Below are 17,454 nucleotides of genomic sequence, written 5' to 3'. Positions count from 1 at the left end.
CGCGGGCTTCTGGACGTCTCCAGAAGGAGGTGCGGCTCTATCCGGTATTCCGGTGTATTGACGAGTTTCCTCCCTATTTCGCCTTAGTCAAGGGTTTGTTCCACCGTTTGTCATTCCTTCGGCGGGGCCAGGCGGGCCACCACGTCGGCCAGGTCCTCGCAGACCTCCTCGATCTTCATGCGGACGTTGTCCTGCTCGGTGACGAGGGCGGCCAGCAGCAGTGCGGTCAGGGCGGCCGCACCGTTGAGCGCCTGGAGGTTGACCATGACCTCGAGGAGGGTGTGGCCGGCGAAGGGTCCGGCGCGGTCGGTCGCCGCCGTGATCGCCAGGACGGACACGAGCAGGGCGCAGGGTGCGCTGCCGGGGAGCCGGAAGCGCACCGCGGCCCAGATGAGCAGGGGGAAGACGAGGAAGAGCAGGGACAGGGAGCTGCGGGTGGCCGCGAGGGTGATGCCGCCGACCGAGACCGCCAGAGCCGCCGCCTCGGCCGCCCGGTACGGGTCCCGGGGCAGCCGCGCCCGGCGCAGCACCAGCAGCAGCGGGGTCACCAGGAGGACGCCCATCGTGTCGCCGGCCCACCAGGCCGACCACACCGGCCAGAAGCTCGCCATCGGCAGGTCGCCGGTGAGCACCAGCGTCCAGGTCCCGGTGGTGGAGCTGATCAGCATCGGCAGCAGGCCGCCGAGGAAGACCAGCGCCAGCCCGTCCCGCAGCCGGTCCAGTTCCGGGCGGAAGGCCGCCCGGCGCAGCAGCGCGTAGGCGCACAGCGGAGCGAGGGTGTTGCCCGCGACGATTCCGACGTCGACGAGATCGAACGCGCTGAGCTGCTCGATGGCGAAGTAGGTCCCGAGCGCGATGCCCGGCCAGATCCGGGGCCCGAACCACAGCAGGCAGGCGAGGGCGATCCCGGTGGGCAGCCACAGGGGGGTGACGACCGCCCCGTCTACGCTCACGTGCAGCAGCAGGCCGAGCCGACCGGTCGCGTAGTAGGCGACGGAGACCCCGAGGACCTGAAGGAGAGCTTCGGCCGGACGTCGCCATTCCACGGTGCGCACCATTGCATCAGACAACGGCCCGGGCGCCTTGGCAGGGCGTGACACGCGTGGACGGGCGGCTGGTTGCCGGGGGAGGGTCAGCGCGGTCCGGCCGCGTCGTGGCTGAGGACGAGCACCGCGGCGTCGTCGGCGTGGCCGGTGAAATCGGTCACCTTCATCACCTCGGCGGCCAGCTCGTCGGGATCGGCCCCCGCCGCCTCCCGGACGATCCGGGCCACGTGCTCCAGCCCCTCCTCGATCGGGAACGACGGCCCTTCGACCACCCCGTCGGTGACCAGGACGAGGGAGCCCGCCTCCGTCAGCCTCCGGCGCGTCACCGGGTAGCGGGCCCCGGTGACCGTGCCCAGCGGCGGACCGCCGGCGTCCTCGGCGATGCCGTACCGGCCGTCGACGGTGGCCCAGACGGTGGGGACGTGGCCGGCCCGGGCCGTCTGGATCTCCCACGTGCGCGGATCGAAGCGGAGCAGACTGCAGGTCGCGAACAGCTCGCTGTCCATCGAGAGCAGTACCTCATTGGCCTGGCTCAGCACCTCGCCGGGATCGAGGACGACGGCGGCCACGGCACGCAGACACACCCGGACCTGCCCCATGAAGGCGGTGGCCGCCACGTCGTGCCCCTGCACGTCGCCGATGGAGAAGGCGAGGGCCCCGCCCGCCACCCGGAAGCCGTCGTACCAGTCGCCGCCGATGTCCAGGCCGTGCCGGGCGGGCGCGTACCGGGCCGCCGTCCTCAGCCCCGGCAGTACGGGCAGGGAGGCGGGCAGCAGCTCGCGCTGCAGGGCTTCGGCCAGCTCCACCCGGGCCCGCTGCAGTTCCGCGCCCTCCCGCGCCTGCGCGGTGAGCCGGCCCAGCATGCTCAGCAGATCCGCGCTGGCGGGCCGGGGAGGCCGGCGCGGGGTCACGAACCGCTCCGGGAAACGTCCATGTGCCTCTGCTTCCGCTGCGCGAAAGACCCGGGCCCATCATATTTCGGCTCGGCGCACGGCGCGCAGGCGGCCGGGAGGCGGCGCAGGCCCTCAAGCCGTGGAGAAGAGCCGGCCGTACGCCGTGATGGGGGTGGTCGGGGTGGCCGCAGCGCGGAGGGCCGCCCACAGGAGGGTCTGGTTCGCGGTCAGGACCGGGCGGCCCAGCGTGGCCTCCAGGGCCGAGATCGCCCCGACGGCGCGGAAGCCGTTGCCGCCGATGACGACCGCATCCGCCGTGTCGGGGACGTGCTCCGCCACCCAGTCGTGCAGGGCCCGCGGCCCGATGAGGCTCTGCCCGCTGGGAAGGCCGCAGGGGGCGGCGTACGGGACCTCGAAGCCGGCGTCCTCGTAGTAGCCCCGGCCCAGATCGCTCAGCGTCTCGTCGAACCACGGCGGGTCCACGAGGGCGAGCCGGCCGGCTTCCAGCGCCCGCAGCGCCTCGACGGTGGCGGCGCAGGTCGCGACCACGGGCAGTCCGTGGGTGCGCTCGCGCAGCCGGTCCAGCATGTACCGCTCCCCGCGCGGGCCGATGACGTACGCGGAGCTGGTGAAGGCGTAGGCGATCACCGACACCGGGGCGGCGGCCAGCAGCTCGGCGGCCTCGTCCACGTGCGGGGGCTCGGCGAAGGCCCGTACGGGGGCGAGCGGAATGGTGGGGTCCATCGCGCCGCCGCGCCCCATCGCGCGGAACGGCACCCGGGCGGCGTGCAGGCCCACGTCGGCCGGAGCCATGGCGCGCAGCTCGGACTCGGGGCCGACATCGGCGTGCGGGGTGAGGACGCCGAGGCGGACGCGCACGTCCCACCCGTCGGGCTGCCACATCGCGTGTTCCTCTCGGAGGCCGGGAGATACGGGAGATCCTCCACTGTGTCACCGGTCGGGCCGCCGGGGCGCACGGCCGCGCCGCCCCGTGCGGGGCGGTGGGTCCTTCCGGGATGTCCACAGGGTCGGGCGGATCCGGGCGGATGTGTCCGAGGAGGTCGCTAGGCTTCTGGGATGACCACTTCGGAAGCAGACGTCGAGATCCCCGACGCCCAGCAGGTGCTCCACCGCGTCTTCGGGTACGACTCGTTCCGCGGCGAGCAGCAGCAGATCATCGAGCACGTGGCCGGCGGCGGCGACGCGCTGGTGCTGATGCCCACCGGCGGCGGCAAATCGCTCTGCTACCAGATTCCGGCGCTGGTCAGAGCAGGTACCGGAGTGGTGATCTCCCCGCTGATCGCGCTCATGCAGGACCAGGTGGACGCCCTGAACGCGCTCGGGGTGCGGGCCGGGTTCCTCAATTCGACGCAGCTGTCCGACGACCGGCGCGCGGTCGAGCAGGCCTTCGTCGCCGGCGAGCTCGACCTGCTCTACCTGGCGCCCGAGCGGCTGCGCACCGAAGGGACGCAGCGGCTCCTCGACCGGGGCACGGTCTCGCTCTTCGCCATCGACGAGGCGCACTGCGTCGCCCAGTGGGGCCACGACTTCCGCCCCGACTACCTCGCGCTGTCCATGCTGCACGAGCGCTGGCCCAAGGTGCCGCGGATCGCGCTGACCGCGACGGCCACCGAGGCCACGCACGCCGAGATCGCGGCGCGCCTCGGCCTGGAGGAGGCCCGGCACTTCGTGGCCGGCTTCGACCGGCCGAACATCCAGTACCGGATCGTGGCGAAGAACAACCCGGTCAAGCAGCTGCTGGAGCTGATCCGCACCGAGCACCCCGGGGACGCGGGCGTCGTCTACTGCCTCTCGCGCGCCTCGGTGGAGAAGACGGCGGCCGCCCTGGTCGAGCAGGGCATCGACGCCGTGCCCTACCACGCGGGCATGGACTCCCGGACGCGCGCGGCGAACCAGTCGAAGTTCCTGCGGGAGGACGGGGTCGTGGTGGTGGCCACGATCGCGTTCGGCATGGGCATCGACAAGCCGGACGTGCGCTTCGTGGCCCACCTGGACCTGCCCAAATCGGTCGAGGGCTACTACCAGGAGACCGGCCGTGCCGGCCGCGACGGGGAGCCCGCCACGGCCTGGCTGGCGTACGGGCTCCAGGACGTGGTGCAGCAGCGCAAGATGATCGAGGGCTCCGAAGGCGACGAGGCGCACCGCCGCGCGCTGGCCGGACACCTCGAGGCGATGCTCGCGCTGTGCGAGACGGTCGGCTGCCGCCGGGTGCGGCTGCTGGCGTACTTCGGACAGACCGGTGCGCCGGACTGCGGGAACTGCGACACCTGCCTGACGCCGGCCGAGTCCTGGGACGGGACGGTCGCGGCGCAGAAACTGCTGTCCACGGTGTGGCGGCTGGCCAAGGAGCGGCGCCAGAAGTTCGGCGCCGGCCAGATCATCGACATCCTTCAGGGCAAGAAGACGGCCAAGGTCATCCAGTTCGACCACGACGGGCTCTCGGTGTTCGGCATCGGGACGGACCTGGGCACGAACGAATGGCGCGGCGTCGTGCGGCAGCTGCTGGCGCTCGGCCTGCTGGCGGTGGAGGGCGACTACGGCACGCTCGTGCTGACCGAGGCCAGCGGCGAGGTGCTGGGCGGCCGCCGGAGCGTCCCGATGCGCAAGGAGACGGCGCCGGCGGCCGGTTCGTCCCGCAGGGAATCCGGCGGATCGCGCTCCGGGAAGGGCGGCCGGGTACCGGTCGACCTGCCGGCGGCCGCCGTGCCGGTGTTCGAGTCCCTCCGCGCGTGGCGCGCCGAGACCGCGCGGGAGCAGGGCGTGCCCGCGTACGTCGTCTTCCACGACGCGACGCTACGGGAGATCGCGACGCAGCTGCCCGCCACGGTCGCGGAGCTGGGCACGATCAACGGAGTCGGCGAGGCGAAGCTGGCCAAGTACGCCGAGGGCATCCTGAAGACCCTGGGCGGAGCGCAGGCGGAGCCGGGTGCGGCGGCCGCGGTGGCGGAGACCGGAGCCGCCGCGGCGGTGGCCGCCCCGGTGGCGGCCACCCCGGTGGCGGCCACGCGGGCCGCCGCCGTGCCCGCGCCGGCTGCCCCCGCCGCCGTGCCCGCCCAGGCGCATGCGGCCCCGCGGGCGGAGAAGTCGCTCTTCGGCCCGGAGGACGAGGACATCGACCCGCCGTGGGACGACTGGGAGTAGACGCCGGGCGCCGGCTCCACCCGAAGCCGGAATCCGGCGCGACACAGCGCCGCTCGGCGAAGGCTCGGATAGTGTGAATCGGTAGGAATCAGGCCCCCTGGGGTGAGGTCGGCGCATTGGACACGTACCAGGAGACGAGCGAGGTACCGGACCAGCCGGTGGCTGCTGTCGGGTACGCGGGCGTACTGAGCGAGCTGCTGCCGATCGCCCTGTGGCGCGAGGACGCCGACGGGCTCGTCGTCGAGTGGTCGCTGGCCGCCCAGGACCTGCTCGGCCACCGCCCCGAGGACATCCTCGGCCGGCCGGGCTCCGCCGTGCTCGTCCCCGAGGCCAACCACGAGCTCGCCGACCAGCTGACCCGCAGGGTCCAGGCCGGGGAGACCGTCGTCGGCACCCTGCCCGTGCGCCACCGCGACGGACACCAGGTCGCGATGGAGATGTGGATCCTGCCCTCGCCCGATCCGCAGGGGCGCACCGGTTCCATGCTCATCGCCGTGGAGACCTCCGAGGTCCTGCGGATGCGCGATTCGCTCGCCGCGCTGCAGAGCCTGTTCACCCAGTCGCCGATCGGCCTCGGCACCCTCGGCCCGGACCTGCGCTTCCTGCGCGTCAACGACGCCCTGGCCCGGATGAACGGGGTGTCCGCCGCCGAACACGTCGGCAAACGGCTCACCGAGGTCGTGCCCGGGGTCAACGCCGCCGCGCTCGAACGGCTCATGCGCAAGGTGCTGGAGTGCGGCTCCGCCGTCGTGGACGTCCGCCGCACCGGCCGCACCCCGGCCGACCCCGACCACGACCGGACCTGGTCCTGCTCCTACGCCCCGCTGCTGGACGGCTCCGGGCGGCGGCTCGGCCTGATCGCCTCCCTCATCGACATCACCGACGGACAGCGCGCCCAGGCGGAGGCCGAGCGGGCGCGGAGCCGCTTCGCCCTGCTCTCCGAGGCCGGCACCCGCATCGGCACCACGCTCGACCTCGGGCAGACGGCCCAGGAGATCGTGGAGGTGCTGGTGCCGCAGCTCGCGGACTCGGCCGACGTGCAGCTCCTGGAAGCCGTACTGGACCCCGACGAGGCCGGGGCCTCGACACGGGGCGTGCTGCGCCGCCTGGCCTCCCTCTTTCCGGACCCGGCAGCGCCCACCGCCAAACTGACCGCCGGGCAGACCTTCCAGATCCCGGCGGGCACCGCCTACGAGCAGGTCATCACCGAGGGCGTGGCGATGAACCTCTTCACCGCCGACATCCCGGCCCTGATCAAGGACCCGCGGGCGTCCGCGCTGCGCGCGTACCTGGCCACCCTCGGCTGCGCCCGCATGGTCCCGCTGGTGGCCCGCGGGAGGGTGCTCGGGGTGATCGTGGTGACCCGGGTGCGCGGGCGCGAGGTCTTCGACCACGAGGACTGCGTGCTGATCGACGAGGTGGTGGCCCGGGCGGCCCTGAACATCGACAACGCCCGGATGTACACCACCCAGCGCGCGGCGGCCCTGACCCTGCAGCGCAGCCTCACCAACAACGCGCTGCCCGAGGTCGCCGGCCTGGAGCTGACCGGCCGCTACCTGCCGGCCAGCGACCACGACGTCGGCGGGGACTGGTTCGACGTGATCGAGCTGCCGGACGGCCGGACCGGCCTGGTGATCGGCGACGTGATGGGCCATGGCATCCACGCGGCCGCGGTCATGGGCCAACTGCGCACCGCCGTACGGACCCTGGCGCGGCATCAGGTGACCCCGGAGGAGATGCTCCGCTCGCTGGACGCGGTGGTGGCCGACCTCGGCGAGGACGAGATGGCCACGTGCGTCTACGCCGTCCACGACCCGGCGACGGGCGCGTGCGTCATCGCCCGGGCCGGCCATCCGCCGCCGGCCGTGGTCACTGCCGACGGGGCCGTGACCTTCCTGGACGGCCCGCCGGGAACCCCGCTCGGCACGGGCGGACGGGAGTTCCGCACGGAGGAGGTCCGGCTCGGGCCGGGCAGCCTGCTCGTGCTCTACACGGACGGCCTCATCGAATCCCGGGACCGTGACCTGGACGAGGGGATGGCGGGTCTGGCGGACGCCCTGAGGGGCGGGGGAGAGCCGCTGGAGGCCCTCTGCGACACGATCCTGGCGCGCCTCCTCCCGGAGGCCCCGCAGGACGACGTGGCGGTGCTGCTGGCCCGGACACCGTGAATGTACTAGTGCAATAATGTTTTGTGTCTAGCGCAATGAGCGGCTAGCGTTTCCGTCATGTCTGCCACGTCTGCCAAGTCGCCGTCCCCCGTCACGCTCACCGGCCGCCACGTCCGCCTGGAGCCCCTCACCCGCAGCCACCTCCCCGACCTGTACGCGGCCGGCGGCGGGGACGAGGAGGTGTGGCGATGGGTGGGCGGCGCACCGCGGTCGCAGGAAGAGCTGGGAGCCACGCTCGACTCCCTGCTGGAGGACGCGGAGCGCGGCGAGTACGTTCCCTTCGCCGTCGTCCACCTCGAAAGCGGCCGGGCCGTCGGCTGGACCACGTACATGGACATCAGCGCGGCCGACGAGCGCCTGGAGATCGGCTGGACCTGGTACGGGCGCGCGTACTGGCGCAGTGCCGTCAACACCGAGTCCAAGCTGCTCCTGCTCACCCACGCCTTCGAAGACCTCGGCATGGGCCGGGTCCAGCTCAAGACGGACCACCTCAACACCCGTTCCCAGGCCGCGATCGCCCGCCTCGGAGCACAGCGCGAAGGCGTCCTGCGCCGTCACCGCCGGCGCCCGGACGGCACCTGGCGCGACAGCGTGTACTTCTCCCTGCTGGCCGCCGAATGGCCGGAGGCGAAGGCCAGGCTGGCCGCCCGTCTCTGAGCCGGGCGAGGGCACCGGGGCGCGGGTCACCGGCCCCGTCCGCTACCAGGCCAGGTCCTCCAGGGCGTCCAGGTCCACCACGGCCGGGGGCGCCGGCTCCGCCGCGCCCGTCAGGGGGAGTTCCGCCCAGATCACCTTGCCGCGGTCCGTGTAGCGGGTGCCCCAGCGCTCCGCGTACTGGGCCACGAGGAACAGGCCGCGCCCGCCCTCGTCGGTCGTGGCCGCGTAGCGCAGGTGCGGTGAGGTGCTGCTGCCGTCGGAGATCTCGCAGATCAGGGTGCGGTCACGGAGCAGCCGGACCCGGATCGGCGGGGTCCCGTAGCGGATGGCGTTGGTGATCAGCTCGCTGAGGATGAGCTCGGCGGTGAAGGTGACGTCCCCCAGGCCCCACGCGGAGAGCTGCGCGGAACCGGCGCGGCGGACCCGGGACACGTCCGAGGGGTCCGGGAACACCTCCCACTCCGCGATCCGCTCGGCGGGGAGCCGCCGGGTGTCGGCGATGAGCAGGGCGATGTCGTCGCTCGGTGCCGGGAACAGCAGCGAGGCCAGTACGTCGGAACAGGCCTGATCGGGGCTGCGGTCCGGCCGGGACAGGGCCTCGGTCAGCATCGCGAGGCCGGTGTCGAAGTCCCGGTCGCGGTCCTCCAGCAGCCCGTCGGTGAACAGTACGAGCCGGCTCGCCTCGGGCAGCTGGAGCTCCACGGCCTCGAAGGGCATCCCGCCGACGCCCAGCGGCAGCCCGATCGGCAGCTCGGGGTACTCCACCTCCCCGTCGGGCCCGACCAGCGCCGGGCCCGGGTGGCCGGCGCTGGCCATGGCGCAGTGGCCGGACACCGGGTCGTACACCGCGTAGAGGCAGGTGGCGCCGGTGACGCCGGAGGACTCGCCCTCCCCGGAGCCCTCGTCGGCCGAGGACTCGTCCTGGTCGATCCGGTCGATCAGCTCGTCGAGGTGGCCCAGCAGCTCGTCGGGCGGCATGTCGAGGGTGGAGAAGTTGTGCACGGCGGTCCGCAGCCGGCCCATGGTGGCGGCGGCGTGCACTCCGTGCCCCACCACGTCGCCGACGACCAGCGCGACCCGGGCCCCGGCGAGCGGGATCACGTCGAACCAGTCCCCGCCCACCCCCGCCTTCGCGGGCAGGTATCGGAAGGCGACGTCCACGGCGCTCAGATCGGGCAGCACCCGCGGCAGCAGACTGCGCTGGAGGGTCACCGCCACCGCGTGCTCGCGCGTGAAGCGGCGGGCGTTGTCGATGGAGACCGCGGCCCGCGCCGCCAGCTCCTCGGCGAAGGACAGGTCCTCCTCGTCGAAGGGCTCGGGGGTGTCGGCCCGCCAGAAGTTGGCCATGCCGAGGACCACCCCGCGGGCCTGGAGCGGTACGGAGATCAGCGAGTGCAGCCCGTAGTCCAGGGCCACCCGGGTCCCGTCGTGGTCCTGGGCCCGCCAGCCGAAGGCGCGGTTCAGATCGGCCGCGAGGACCGCCCGCCCGGCGTCCAGGGCCGCGGACATCGGCGCGGTCGGCACCACGAAGCGGATCATGTCGCCCACCGGCTGCAGCGGGGAATCCACCCGGATCCCGCTGATGGCGGCCCGCCGCATCTCGGTGTGCGCCCCGCCGCCGGGCTCCTCGCCGCGCAGCACCGGCTCCAGCAGCTCGACGGTGACGAAGTCCGCGAACCGCGGGACGGCGACCTCGGAGAGCTCCTCGGCGGTGCGCACCACGTCCAGGGTGGTCCCGATGCGCACACCGGCGTCGTAGAGCAGCTGGAGGCGGTCACGGGCGACCGCGGCCCGGCCGGAGAGCGCGGCGAGCTCGGTGGAGTCGCGCAGGGTCGTGACGGTGCCCGTGGGGCGGCCGCCGTAGGGCTTGGTCGGGCGCACGTTGACCGCGAGGAGCCGGTCGCCCGACCGGTGCACCTCGTCGGTGGCGACCCGGCCGGAGGCCAGCAGCGAGGCCGTGGACGGGTCGAGCCCGAGATCGCCGACGTAACTCTGCTCGGCGTCGGCCGGCAGGTCGAGCAGACGGCGGGCCTCGTCGTTGGCGAGGATGAGCCGGCCGTCGTTGTCGATGATCAGCACGCCCTCGCGGACGGCGTGCAGAACGGCTTCGTGGTGTTCGTTCATCCGGGTCATCTCGGCCTCGCCGAGGCCCCGGGTCTGGCGCCGCAGCCGACGGCTCACGAGCGCCGCGCCACCGGTGCCCAGGAGCAGGGCGCCGGCCGCCGCGCCGAAGAGCAGGGGCAGCTGGCCCTCGACCACGTCGCCGACGTTGGCGACCTCGATGCCGGTGGCGACCAGGCCGACCACGGCGCCCGAGGAGTCCCGTACGGGCACCACGGCGCGCACCACGTCGCTCGGCTTCCCCTTGAACGTCTCGGTGAACGCCTGCCCGGCCACGGCGCGGGAGAGGTCGCCGGTGGCGCGCCGGCCGATCAGTTCGGGGCGGGAGTCGGTGTACCGGATCCCGTCGGTGGTCATGACGGCGACGAAGTCGACGCCGGAGCCCCGGCGGGCGCCCTCGGCCAGCGGCTGGAGCTCGGCGGTGGGGTCGGCGGACCTGAGCGCGGCGGGGAGTCCGGGGGCGTGGGCGAAGGCCTCGGCGGTCGCGAGGGAGCGGTTGCGGGCGTCGCGCTGGCTGTCGTACCGGGCCTGGAAGAACAGGGCCGCGGCGGCCGCCGTGATCAGCACCAGGACGAGGACGGCCTGGAGGGCGAAGACCTGGCCGGCGACGGTGCGCGCGCCGAGCGAGAGGCCCGTGGACAACCGGGAGGAGGGGCGGCCGGCACCGCGCGCGGCCCGGCCGTGGCCCGGCTCGGACGAGGGCCCGTCCTCGGGCGCCCCTTCAGAGCCCCTGGGTGGGCCAAAACGTCCGGTCATGAGCCATTTCTAACACTGTCCGCGGGGTTTGGGGGAGGCCCTGGTGCGGTAGCCGCGGCGCGGTAGGCGCGGGGGTTCGTGCCGACGTACGCGGTGAAGTGCTGGCGGAAGGTGACCTCACTGGCGAATCCGGCGCGCCGGGCCACCTCGGTGACGGGATGGTCGGTCCGTTCCAGCAGTTTGCGGGCTTCGTCCAGACGGTGGGCGAGGAGCCATTTGTGCGGGGTGGTGCCGGTCGCGGCGGCGAAGTGCCGGGCGAAGGAGCGCGGCGACATCCCGGCCCACCGGGCCAGGGTGGCCACGTCCAGCGCCTCGTGCAGCCGCCCCAGCGCCCGCTCCCGTACGGCGGCCAGCGCCTCGGCGATCCGGTCGGCGGCCGGGGTCGGGCGGTCCAGGTACTGGGCGTGGTCACCGGTGCGGAAAGGGCCCGTCACCATCGCCCGGGCGATGGCCGCGGCCGCCTCGGCGCCGTGGGCGTCGCGGACCAGGTGGAGGCAGAGGTCGATGCCGGAGGCGACCCCGGCGGAGGTCCACACCCCGTCGTCCTCGACGTAGAGCGGGGCCTCCTCGACGCGTACGGAGGGGTGGCGGCCGGCCAGCGTCGGGGCCAGCGCCCAGTGGGTCACGGCCCGGCGGCCCGCGAGCAGTCCCGCCTCGGCGAGGATGAACGCGCCCGCGCACAGGGCGGCCACCGGGATGCCGCGGGCGTGGGCGTCCCGCAGGGCGGCGAGGACGGGTTCGGGCGTCGGATCGCTGGGCCGGGCCAGCGCGGGGACGACGACGAGGTCGGCGCCGTGGAGCCAGTCGAGCCCCCGGTCGGGGGTCAGGGTCAGCCCGCCGGGGAGCGGGATCGGCCCCGGGGTCAGGGAGCACCGGCGCATGTCGAAGGGCGGAACCCCGAGGCGGCTGAGGTCGGTGCCCCAGACCTCGGTGATGACGGCCAGGTCGAAGGCGCGGATGCCGGGCTGTACGACGATCGCGACGCGGTGCATGGCGTGAGTCTGCCACGCCCGCCCCGGTGAACAAGGGGGCTGGAAGGGGCCTGTGGGGCTCCGGCGGGCCGTCCGGCGGGAGCGGGCCGCGAAGGCCCGCGCGAAGCCTGCGGTGGCCTGTGGGGGCACCTGGAGGTCGCGTGGGGCAGGTGGGGCTGCCGGGGCTCGGGCGGAGGGCGTACGCCGGAGGTGTTCCCCCGGCGCCCCGAAGCGGCCCCCGGCGGGACCCCTGGCGGGCTCCGCCGGGGGGCTCTGCCCGGGCACCTGTGACCTAGTGCTGTGACCGGGAAGGTTCACCGGGTCGCGACGCCTCGCCCGGCACGGCGCCTCGCCGCGCTGTCGGACCGCGGAAGTACGTCCGGTACGAGCCGTGGCCCTCCGCCTTGCGATGCACCGCACCGGACGCCGCGACCCGGCAAACCTTCCCGGCCACAGCACTAGCCGGTGGGGCGCCCTGGCGGACTTGGCGGCGTGCCCGACGGGACTCCGGCGGGGCGCCCGGGAACGTGCCGACGGGGTGTCAGGGCGGACCTGGTGGGGGTGGCCGGCGGCCTCGGCGGGGTGGCCGGGCGGGCTCGGCAGGGCTCTCGGCGAGGGCGGCCGGCGGGGTTCTCCCGCGGGCTGCCAGGTTGGCACGATCCCATCGGTTCGCGTCCCCGCCGCCCCTGTTCCGGGGCTCGTGCCGGGCCGAGGATGGAGCCATGACGAACAAGAAGATCGAAATCGCCGCGAACAGTGCCCTGCTGGTCATCGACGTACAGAAGGGCTTCGACGACGCCACCTACTGGGGCCCGCGCAACAACCCGGCCGCCGAGGCCAACATCGCCACCCTGATGGACGCGTGGCAGGAATCGGGCCGCCCGGTGGTCCTCGTCCAGCACGTGTCGCCCGCCGGTTCCATCTTCGGGCCGGACCAGCCCGGCCACCCCTTCAAGGACTTCGTCGCCGAGCGCGAGGAGGGGGCCGCCCTGCACATCACCAAGTCCGTCAACTCCGCCTTCTACGGCACCCCGGACCTCGCCGAGTGGCTCACCGCCCAGGGTGTCGGACAGATCGTCGTCGTCGGGATCCAGACCAACATGTGCGTGGAGCTCACGGCGCGGATGGCGGGGAACCTGGGCTACGACGTCCTCGTACCGCTCGACGCCACGCACACCTTCGACCTGGTCGCCGCCGCCGCGCCGGGCGCGCCCCGGCTGACGGCCGATCAACTCGCCACCGCCACCGCCGTCAACCTGCAGGGCGGCCAGTTCGCCCGGATCGTCACCACCGGTCAGCTCGTCGAGGCGATCGCCTCCGGGGCGGCCTCCGACGCGGCCGGCTCCGAAGCTGCGGCCTCCGACGCGGCCGGCTCCGAAGCGGCCGGCTCCGAAGCGGTCGGTGCCCATGCGGCCGCGTAGGTCGCGCCCCGCACGGCGGGCCGCCGGCGAAACCCCGGCGGCCCGGACCCCCGTCAGGGGATCCGGGCCGCCGGACGGGCCGGACTCCGGGTCAGAGGACCTCGGCCGCGATGTTCTGCGCGACCTGCTCCAGGAGCGGCCCCGCGTTGGCGATGCACACGGCCGGGTCGGGCTCGATCCCGGTGAGCGGGTAGGCCTTCCGGATCCCGGCCGCCTGGAGGGCCTCCTCGGTGAGCAGCAGGCGTCCGCAGACCGCCACGACCTCCTTGCCCGCCGCGCGGGCCGCCGCCGCGACACCGGCCGGCGCCTTGCCGTGGAGGGTCTGCTCGTCCAGCGAACCCTCGCCGGTGATGACCAGCGTCGCCCGCTCCAGCGCCGGCGCGAAGCCGAGCACCTCGAGCATCAGCTCGATGCCGGGACGGAACGAGGCGCCGAGCAGCAGCGCCCCGTAGCCGATGCCGCCCGCTCCGCCCGCGCCGGGCGAAACCGCCGCCTCGGCGGCCAGGGAGCCGATCGACTTCTCCAGGACCACCGCGAAGTGCGCCAGCGCCGCGTCCAGCGTCGCGACGTCCTCGGGCGACGCCCCCTTCTGCGGGCCGTAGACCGCCGGAGCGCCCTTCGGACCCGTCAGAGGGTTGTCCACGTCGCTCGCCAGGACGAAGTCGACCTCCTTGATGCGGGGGTCGACGCCGGACAGGTCCGCCGAGGCCAGTGCCGCCAGCGCGCCGCCGCCCGGACCGACGGGTTCACCGTTCGCATCCAGGAACACCGCGCCCAGCGCGGCCAGCATGCCCGCGCCGCCGTCGGTGGTGGCGCTGCCGCCCACGCCGAAGACGATCGAGCGCGCTCCCGCGTCGAGTGCGGCCTTCAGCAGTTCGCCGGAGCCGTAGGTGGTCGCCGTCAGCGGGGCGAAGACACCCGCCGGCAGCAGCTGGAGGCCGGAGGCCTCCGCCATCTCGACCACCGCGGTGCCCTCGCGCAGGGCGAAAGCGGCCGTGACCTGGTCACCGAGCGGTCCGGTGACCCGTACCTCCCGGCGTTCGAAACCGGCCGCCACGGCGGCCGCGACCGTACCGTCGCCGCCGTCCGCGACGGGGAGGGTCTCGATCTCCACGCCCGGTACGGCCTTGCGAAGGCCGGCCGTCACCCGCTCAGCGACCTGAACGGCCGTGAGCGAGCCCTTGAATTTGTCCGCGGCGATGAGCACGCGCGCGGTCTCAGTTACTGCTCCGTCCGTCACCTTGCTAATCCCTTGCTATCGAACAGTGCAGTCGCGCCGTCCATGAGCCTATCCGGAGGATCCTCCTATGCCCATGGGTGGCCTGGGCCACACCCGGCGCGGCATACCCCTAAATAGGTATATACGCCTGCATAGTGTGGCCGCATGAGCGCGGATTCACTGGAACAGCCACGTCCGGATTCCCCAGGTGGCGGGTCCGAAGGGCCCGTCGGAGGCGCTGACGGCACCCCCGACCACACCGTCGTCACCATCGGAGTGATCTCCGTCCTGGCCGTGGTCGCCTGGGCGGCCCTGGGCAAGAGTTCCTTCGACTCGGCCTCGGGCAGTGCGCTGGCCTGGGTGCTGAGCAACTTCGCGTGGCTCTTCGTGATCGCCGCCGATGTGTTCCTCGTCATGTGCGTCGTGCTCGCGATCAGCCGCTTCGGCCGGATCCGCCTCGGCAAGGACGACTCGGAGCCGGAGTTCACGAACCTCGCGTGGATCGCGATGATGTTCAGCGCGGGCATGGGGATCGGGCTGATGTTCTACGGGGTGGGCGAGCCGCTCACCCACTATCTGAACCCGCCCCCGGCCTCGGGAGCCGCCCCCGGCACCGGCGACGCGGCCCGTGCCTCGCTCGACTACTCCTTCTTCCACTGGACCCTCACCCCCTGGGCGATCTACGGCATCGCCGGCCTCGCCCTCGCCTACGCGACCTTCCGCAAGGGCCGCGGCAACCGCCTCAGCTCCGCCTTCGTCCCCCTCATGGGCGAGGAGCGGGCCAACGGATGGCCCGGCAAGGCCATCGACCTGCTCGCCGTCTTCGCGACCGTCTTCGGCACCGCCACCAGCCTCGGCCTCGGCGCCCTCCAGGTCGCCAAGGGGCTCAACATCACGACGGGGATCGAGGACTCGACCACCGTCGAGCTGATCATCATCGGATCCCTGTCCGCCGCCTTCGTGCTCTCCGCCTTCTCCGGCCTGCACAAGGGCGTCAAATGGCTCAGCACGATCAACATCGTGCTCGCCGCGGCCCTGATGACCTTCGTCTTCGTCCTCGGTCCGACCGTCTACATCCTCGACGTGATCCCGGCGAGCGTCGGCAGCTACCTGCACGAGCTGCTCCCGATGGCCACCCGCACCGGCGCCTTCACCGACAGCGCGTGGCTCGGCGCGTGGACGATCTTCTACTGGGCGTGGTGGCTCTCCTGGGCGCCCTTCGTCGGCACCTTCATCGCCCGCATCTCGCGCGGCCGCACCATCCGCGAGTTCCTCATCGGCGTGCTCCTGGTCCCCAGCGGAGCCACCGTCGTCTGGTTCTGCGTCATGGGCGGCACCGCGATCCGCCTCGACTCCACCGGCGTCGCCGACATGGCCGCCAAGGCCAAGGAGGGCACCGAGGCCTCGCTCTTCGCGATGCTCGACGCGCTCCCGCTCGGCACGGTCACCTCGTGGATCGCGATGCTCCTGGTGATGACGTACTTCGTCACCAGCGCCGACTCCGCCTCCCTCGTCATGGGCTCCCTCACCAGCCGCGGCTCCCTGAACCCGCCGACCTGGCTCGTGGTCACCTGGGGCGTGCTGATGGCTTCCGTGGCCGCCGTACTCCTCGTCGCGGGCGGCCTGAAGTCCCTCCAGACGGCCACGATCCTGGTCGCGCTGCCGTTCGTGGTCGTGATGCTGCTCCTGTGCTGGGCCCTGGTGAAGGAGCTGCGGGAGGACCCGGGCGCGGGACCCGTCCGCCACCACGCCCTGCACGGCCTGCGGGACGCGGTCAAGGCCATGGTCGGCGACGCCATCACCGAGCAGGGCCCGGCCCGCCACCCGCGCCTGCGCCGCGTCGCGGAGTCGAGGAACCGCGACCGCGAGGACGGATCCGGCGGCGGACCCGGCGGGGCGGCCGGCGGAGGGTCCACCCCGGAAGCGTGATCGCCGAGGGCCCGCGGCGGCTGGGTAGGGTGGCGGCGTGACCACCACGGATGACTACGCCACCTACATCGCGAGCCTGCCCCGGGTGCTGGCCGGCGCTGCCGCGCTCTTCCGGGACGAGCGGGGCCGGGTGCTGCTCGTCGAGCCCAACTACCGGGAGGGCTGGGCCCTGCCGGGCGGGACCATCGAGTCGGACACGGGGGAGTCCCCGCGGACGGCCGCCCGCCGGGAGAGCGCCGAGGAGATCGGCATAGACGTACCGCTCGGCCGGCTGCTCGCCGTCGACTGGTCGACCGGCCCGGGCCGGCCCCCGCTCGTCGCCTACCTCTACGACGGCGGCGTGCTCGACGCCGCACAGCTCGCCTCCATCAAGCTGCAGGAGGAGGAGCTGCTCTCGTGGCGGCTGGTGGAGCCCACCGAGCTGACGGACCATCTGCTCGGATCCCTGGGCCTGCGCACCGAGGAGGCGTACCGCGTACTGCGGTCCGGCGAGGGCGCCGCCGAGCTGGAGAACGGCCGCCGGCCGCAGGCCTCGTAGTCCCTTCCGCTCGTTATTCCGTGCCTACACCGAGCAGGACAGAATTCAGCAGATGATCACGATGTACGCCTGGCCCAGCACCGCCGACGGGCCCGACGCGCTGCCCATGGTCCACTTCACCACCGACCAGCAGGAGAGCGGCGAGGTCACTCCCGAGGGGGTGCCGGTCTGGATGTTCGACACCGCGATCCGGGACGGCGGCTGGGCCCAGTTCACCGACTTCGAGGCCTGGTCCGTGCCGGCCGAGGGCTGGCAGGCCTTCTACCGCCGCGAGGACGACGTCCTCGCCGTCACCGGCCCCGGCGCCTGCGAGGGCTGGTACCAGGGCGGCCTCGGAGCCGACGCCGACTGGGTGGGGGCCGCCGCCGCCCAGCAGAGCGTGGTCCTGCTCGCGGCCCCCGTCCAGCACCCGTCCCTGTACGGCTACGCGGTCGAGGCCGGCGCCGCCTTCGCACTGCTGGTCCCGCTGGTGGTCATATAGGCCGTCTCTTTCGGATCTTGCCGGGTCCGCGCCGCCCGGCACCGCACCTCGCCGCACTGCCGGGGCACCCGAGTACGTCCAGTACGCGGGAG

12 protein-coding genes and 1 pseudogene are annotated in these 17,454 nt (G+C 73.4%); 7 read left to right on the top strand and 6 right to left on the bottom strand.

Annotated elements, in window-relative coordinates:
• Window positions 1–110 precede the first annotated feature (110 nt).
• The 3 genes from ACFWBW_RS01615 to ACFWBW_RS01605 all read right to left on the bottom strand — a co-directional run bounded on the left by ACFWBW_RS01615 (window position 111) and on the right by ACFWBW_RS01605 (window position 2,842).
• Window positions 111–1,058: an MASE1 domain-containing protein gene (locus ACFWBW_RS01615; RefSeq protein ID WP_385367487.1), complete on the bottom strand. Its 948-nt coding sequence runs from the start codon at window positions 1,056–1,058 to the stop codon at window positions 111–113.
• Window positions 1,059–1,132: 74 nt separating this feature from the next.
• The gene (locus ACFWBW_RS01610) at window positions 1,133–1,957 is read right to left on the bottom strand and encodes a PP2C family protein-serine/threonine phosphatase (RefSeq protein ID WP_385367486.1); all 825 of its coding nucleotides are present in this window, start codon (window positions 1,955–1,957) and stop codon (window positions 1,133–1,135) included.
• Window positions 1,958–2,071: 114 nt separating this feature from the next.
• Window positions 2,072–2,842 carry a maleate cis-trans isomerase gene (locus ACFWBW_RS01605; protein ID WP_385367485.1) on the bottom strand — a complete coding sequence of 257 codons (771 nt, stop codon included), beginning with the start codon at window positions 2,840–2,842 and terminating at the stop codon, window positions 2,072–2,074.
• 174 nt (window positions 2,843–3,016) lie between these two features.
• Here ACFWBW_RS01605 and recQ point away from each other — a divergent pair, with 174 nt between their 5' ends.
• From recQ to ACFWBW_RS01590, 3 genes are all read left to right on the top strand, one after another.
• Window positions 3,017–5,101 carry a DNA helicase RecQ gene (recQ, locus tag ACFWBW_RS01600; RefSeq protein WP_385367484.1) on the top strand — a complete coding sequence of 695 codons (2,085 nt, stop codon included), beginning with the start codon at window positions 3,017–3,019 and terminating at the stop codon, window positions 5,099–5,101.
• Between the two features lie 116 nt (window positions 5,102–5,217).
• Window positions 5,218–7,269 carry a SpoIIE family protein phosphatase gene (locus ACFWBW_RS01595; protein WP_385367483.1) on the top strand — a complete coding sequence of 684 codons (2,052 nt, stop codon included), beginning with the start codon at window positions 5,218–5,220 and terminating at the stop codon, window positions 7,267–7,269.
• Window positions 7,270–7,326: 57 nt separating this feature from the next.
• Window positions 7,327–7,926 (top strand): GNAT family N-acetyltransferase, encoded by a 600-nt coding sequence (locus ACFWBW_RS01590; protein ID WP_385367482.1) that lies wholly within the window; start codon window positions 7,327–7,329, stop codon window positions 7,924–7,926.
• A 42-nt stretch (window positions 7,927–7,968) separates the two neighbouring features.
• On the opposite strand, the gene ACFWBW_RS01585 is transcribed toward ACFWBW_RS01590, so the two are convergent.
• Together ACFWBW_RS01585 and ACFWBW_RS01580 are read right to left on the bottom strand one after the other, a co-directional pair.
• Complete coding sequence (locus ACFWBW_RS01585) at window positions 7,969–10,803, bottom strand: SpoIIE family protein phosphatase (protein ID WP_385367481.1); 2,835 nt, start codon at window positions 10,801–10,803, stop codon at window positions 7,969–7,971.
• Entirely contained in the window at window positions 10,800–11,795 is a 996-nt protein-coding gene (locus ACFWBW_RS01580) for a GlxA family transcriptional regulator (protein ID WP_385367480.1), read from the bottom strand. Before ACFWBW_RS01580 ends, ACFWBW_RS01585 begins: the two co-directional genes overlap by 4 nt.
• 701 nt (window positions 11,796–12,496) lie before the next feature.
• On the opposite strand from ACFWBW_RS01580, the pseudogene ACFWBW_RS01575 reads away from it, so the two are divergent.
• A pseudogene (locus ACFWBW_RS01575) lies at window positions 12,497–13,084 on the top strand (cysteine hydrolase family protein); the annotation flags it as partial.
• 202 nt (window positions 13,085–13,286) lie between these two features.
• Here ACFWBW_RS01575 and ACFWBW_RS01570 read toward each other — a convergent pair.
• Complete coding sequence (locus ACFWBW_RS01570) at window positions 13,287–14,435, bottom strand: glycerate kinase (RefSeq protein ID WP_385367479.1); 1,149 nt, start codon at window positions 14,433–14,435, stop codon at window positions 13,287–13,289.
• A 144-nt stretch (window positions 14,436–14,579) separates the two neighbouring features.
• Here ACFWBW_RS01570 and ACFWBW_RS01565 point away from each other — a divergent pair, with 144 nt between their 5' ends.
• From ACFWBW_RS01565 to ACFWBW_RS01555, 3 genes are read left to right on the top strand one after another with little or no spacing between them, the layout of a single operon-like run.
• On the top strand, window positions 14,580–16,343 hold the full coding sequence (locus ACFWBW_RS01565; RefSeq protein ID WP_385367478.1) for a BCCT family transporter: 1,764 nt from the start codon (window positions 14,580–14,582) through the stop codon (window positions 16,341–16,343).
• Window positions 16,344–16,380: 37 nt separating this feature from the next.
• On the top strand, window positions 16,381–16,881 hold the full coding sequence (locus ACFWBW_RS01560; RefSeq protein WP_385367477.1) for an NUDIX domain-containing protein: 501 nt from the start codon (window positions 16,381–16,383) through the stop codon (window positions 16,879–16,881).
• A 52-nt stretch (window positions 16,882–16,933) separates the two neighbouring features.
• Window positions 16,934–17,362: a hypothetical protein gene (locus ACFWBW_RS01555; protein ID WP_385367476.1), complete on the top strand. Its 429-nt coding sequence runs from the start codon at window positions 16,934–16,936 to the stop codon at window positions 17,360–17,362.
• Window positions 17,363–17,454 lie beyond the last annotated feature (92 nt).

It is taken from the genome of Streptomyces sp. NPDC059957 (assembly GCF_042730015.1).
Classification (GTDB): Bacteria; Actinomycetota; Actinomycetes; order Streptomycetales; family Streptomycetaceae; genus Streptomyces.
The sequence above is the reverse complement of the archived record's forward strand: the minus strand, read 5'-3'. Positions and strand labels throughout refer to the sequence as shown.

Excerpts from the sequence above, each read along its gene's own strand:
- ACFWBW_RS01585 (WP_385367481.1), bottom strand. The coding sequence starts at position 10,803 with ATGACCGGACGTTTTGGCCCACCCAGGGGCTCTGAAGGGGCGCCCGAG.
- ACFWBW_RS01565 (WP_385367478.1), top strand. The coding sequence starts at position 14,580 with ATGAGCGCGGATTCACTGGAACAGCCACGTCCGGATTCCCCAGGTGGC.
- ACFWBW_RS01555 (WP_385367476.1), top strand. The coding sequence starts at position 16,934 with ATGATCACGATGTACGCCTGGCCCAGCACCGCCGACGGGCCCGACGCG.
- ACFWBW_RS01590 (WP_385367482.1), top strand. The coding sequence starts at position 7,327 with ATGTCTGCCACGTCTGCCAAGTCGCCGTCCCCCGTCACGCTCACCGGC.
- ACFWBW_RS01615 (WP_385367487.1), bottom strand. The coding sequence starts at position 1,058 with ATGGTGCGCACCGTGGAATGGCGACGTCCGGCCGAAGCTCTCCTTCAG.
- recQ (WP_385367484.1), top strand. The coding sequence starts at position 3,017 with ATGACCACTTCGGAAGCAGACGTCGAGATCCCCGACGCCCAGCAGGTG.
- ACFWBW_RS01605 (WP_385367485.1), bottom strand. The coding sequence starts at position 2,842 with ATGTGGCAGCCCGACGGGTGGGACGTGCGCGTCCGCCTCGGCGTCCTC.
- ACFWBW_RS01580 (WP_385367480.1), bottom strand. The coding sequence starts at position 11,795 with ATGCACCGCGTCGCGATCGTCGTACAGCCCGGCATCCGCGCCTTCGAC.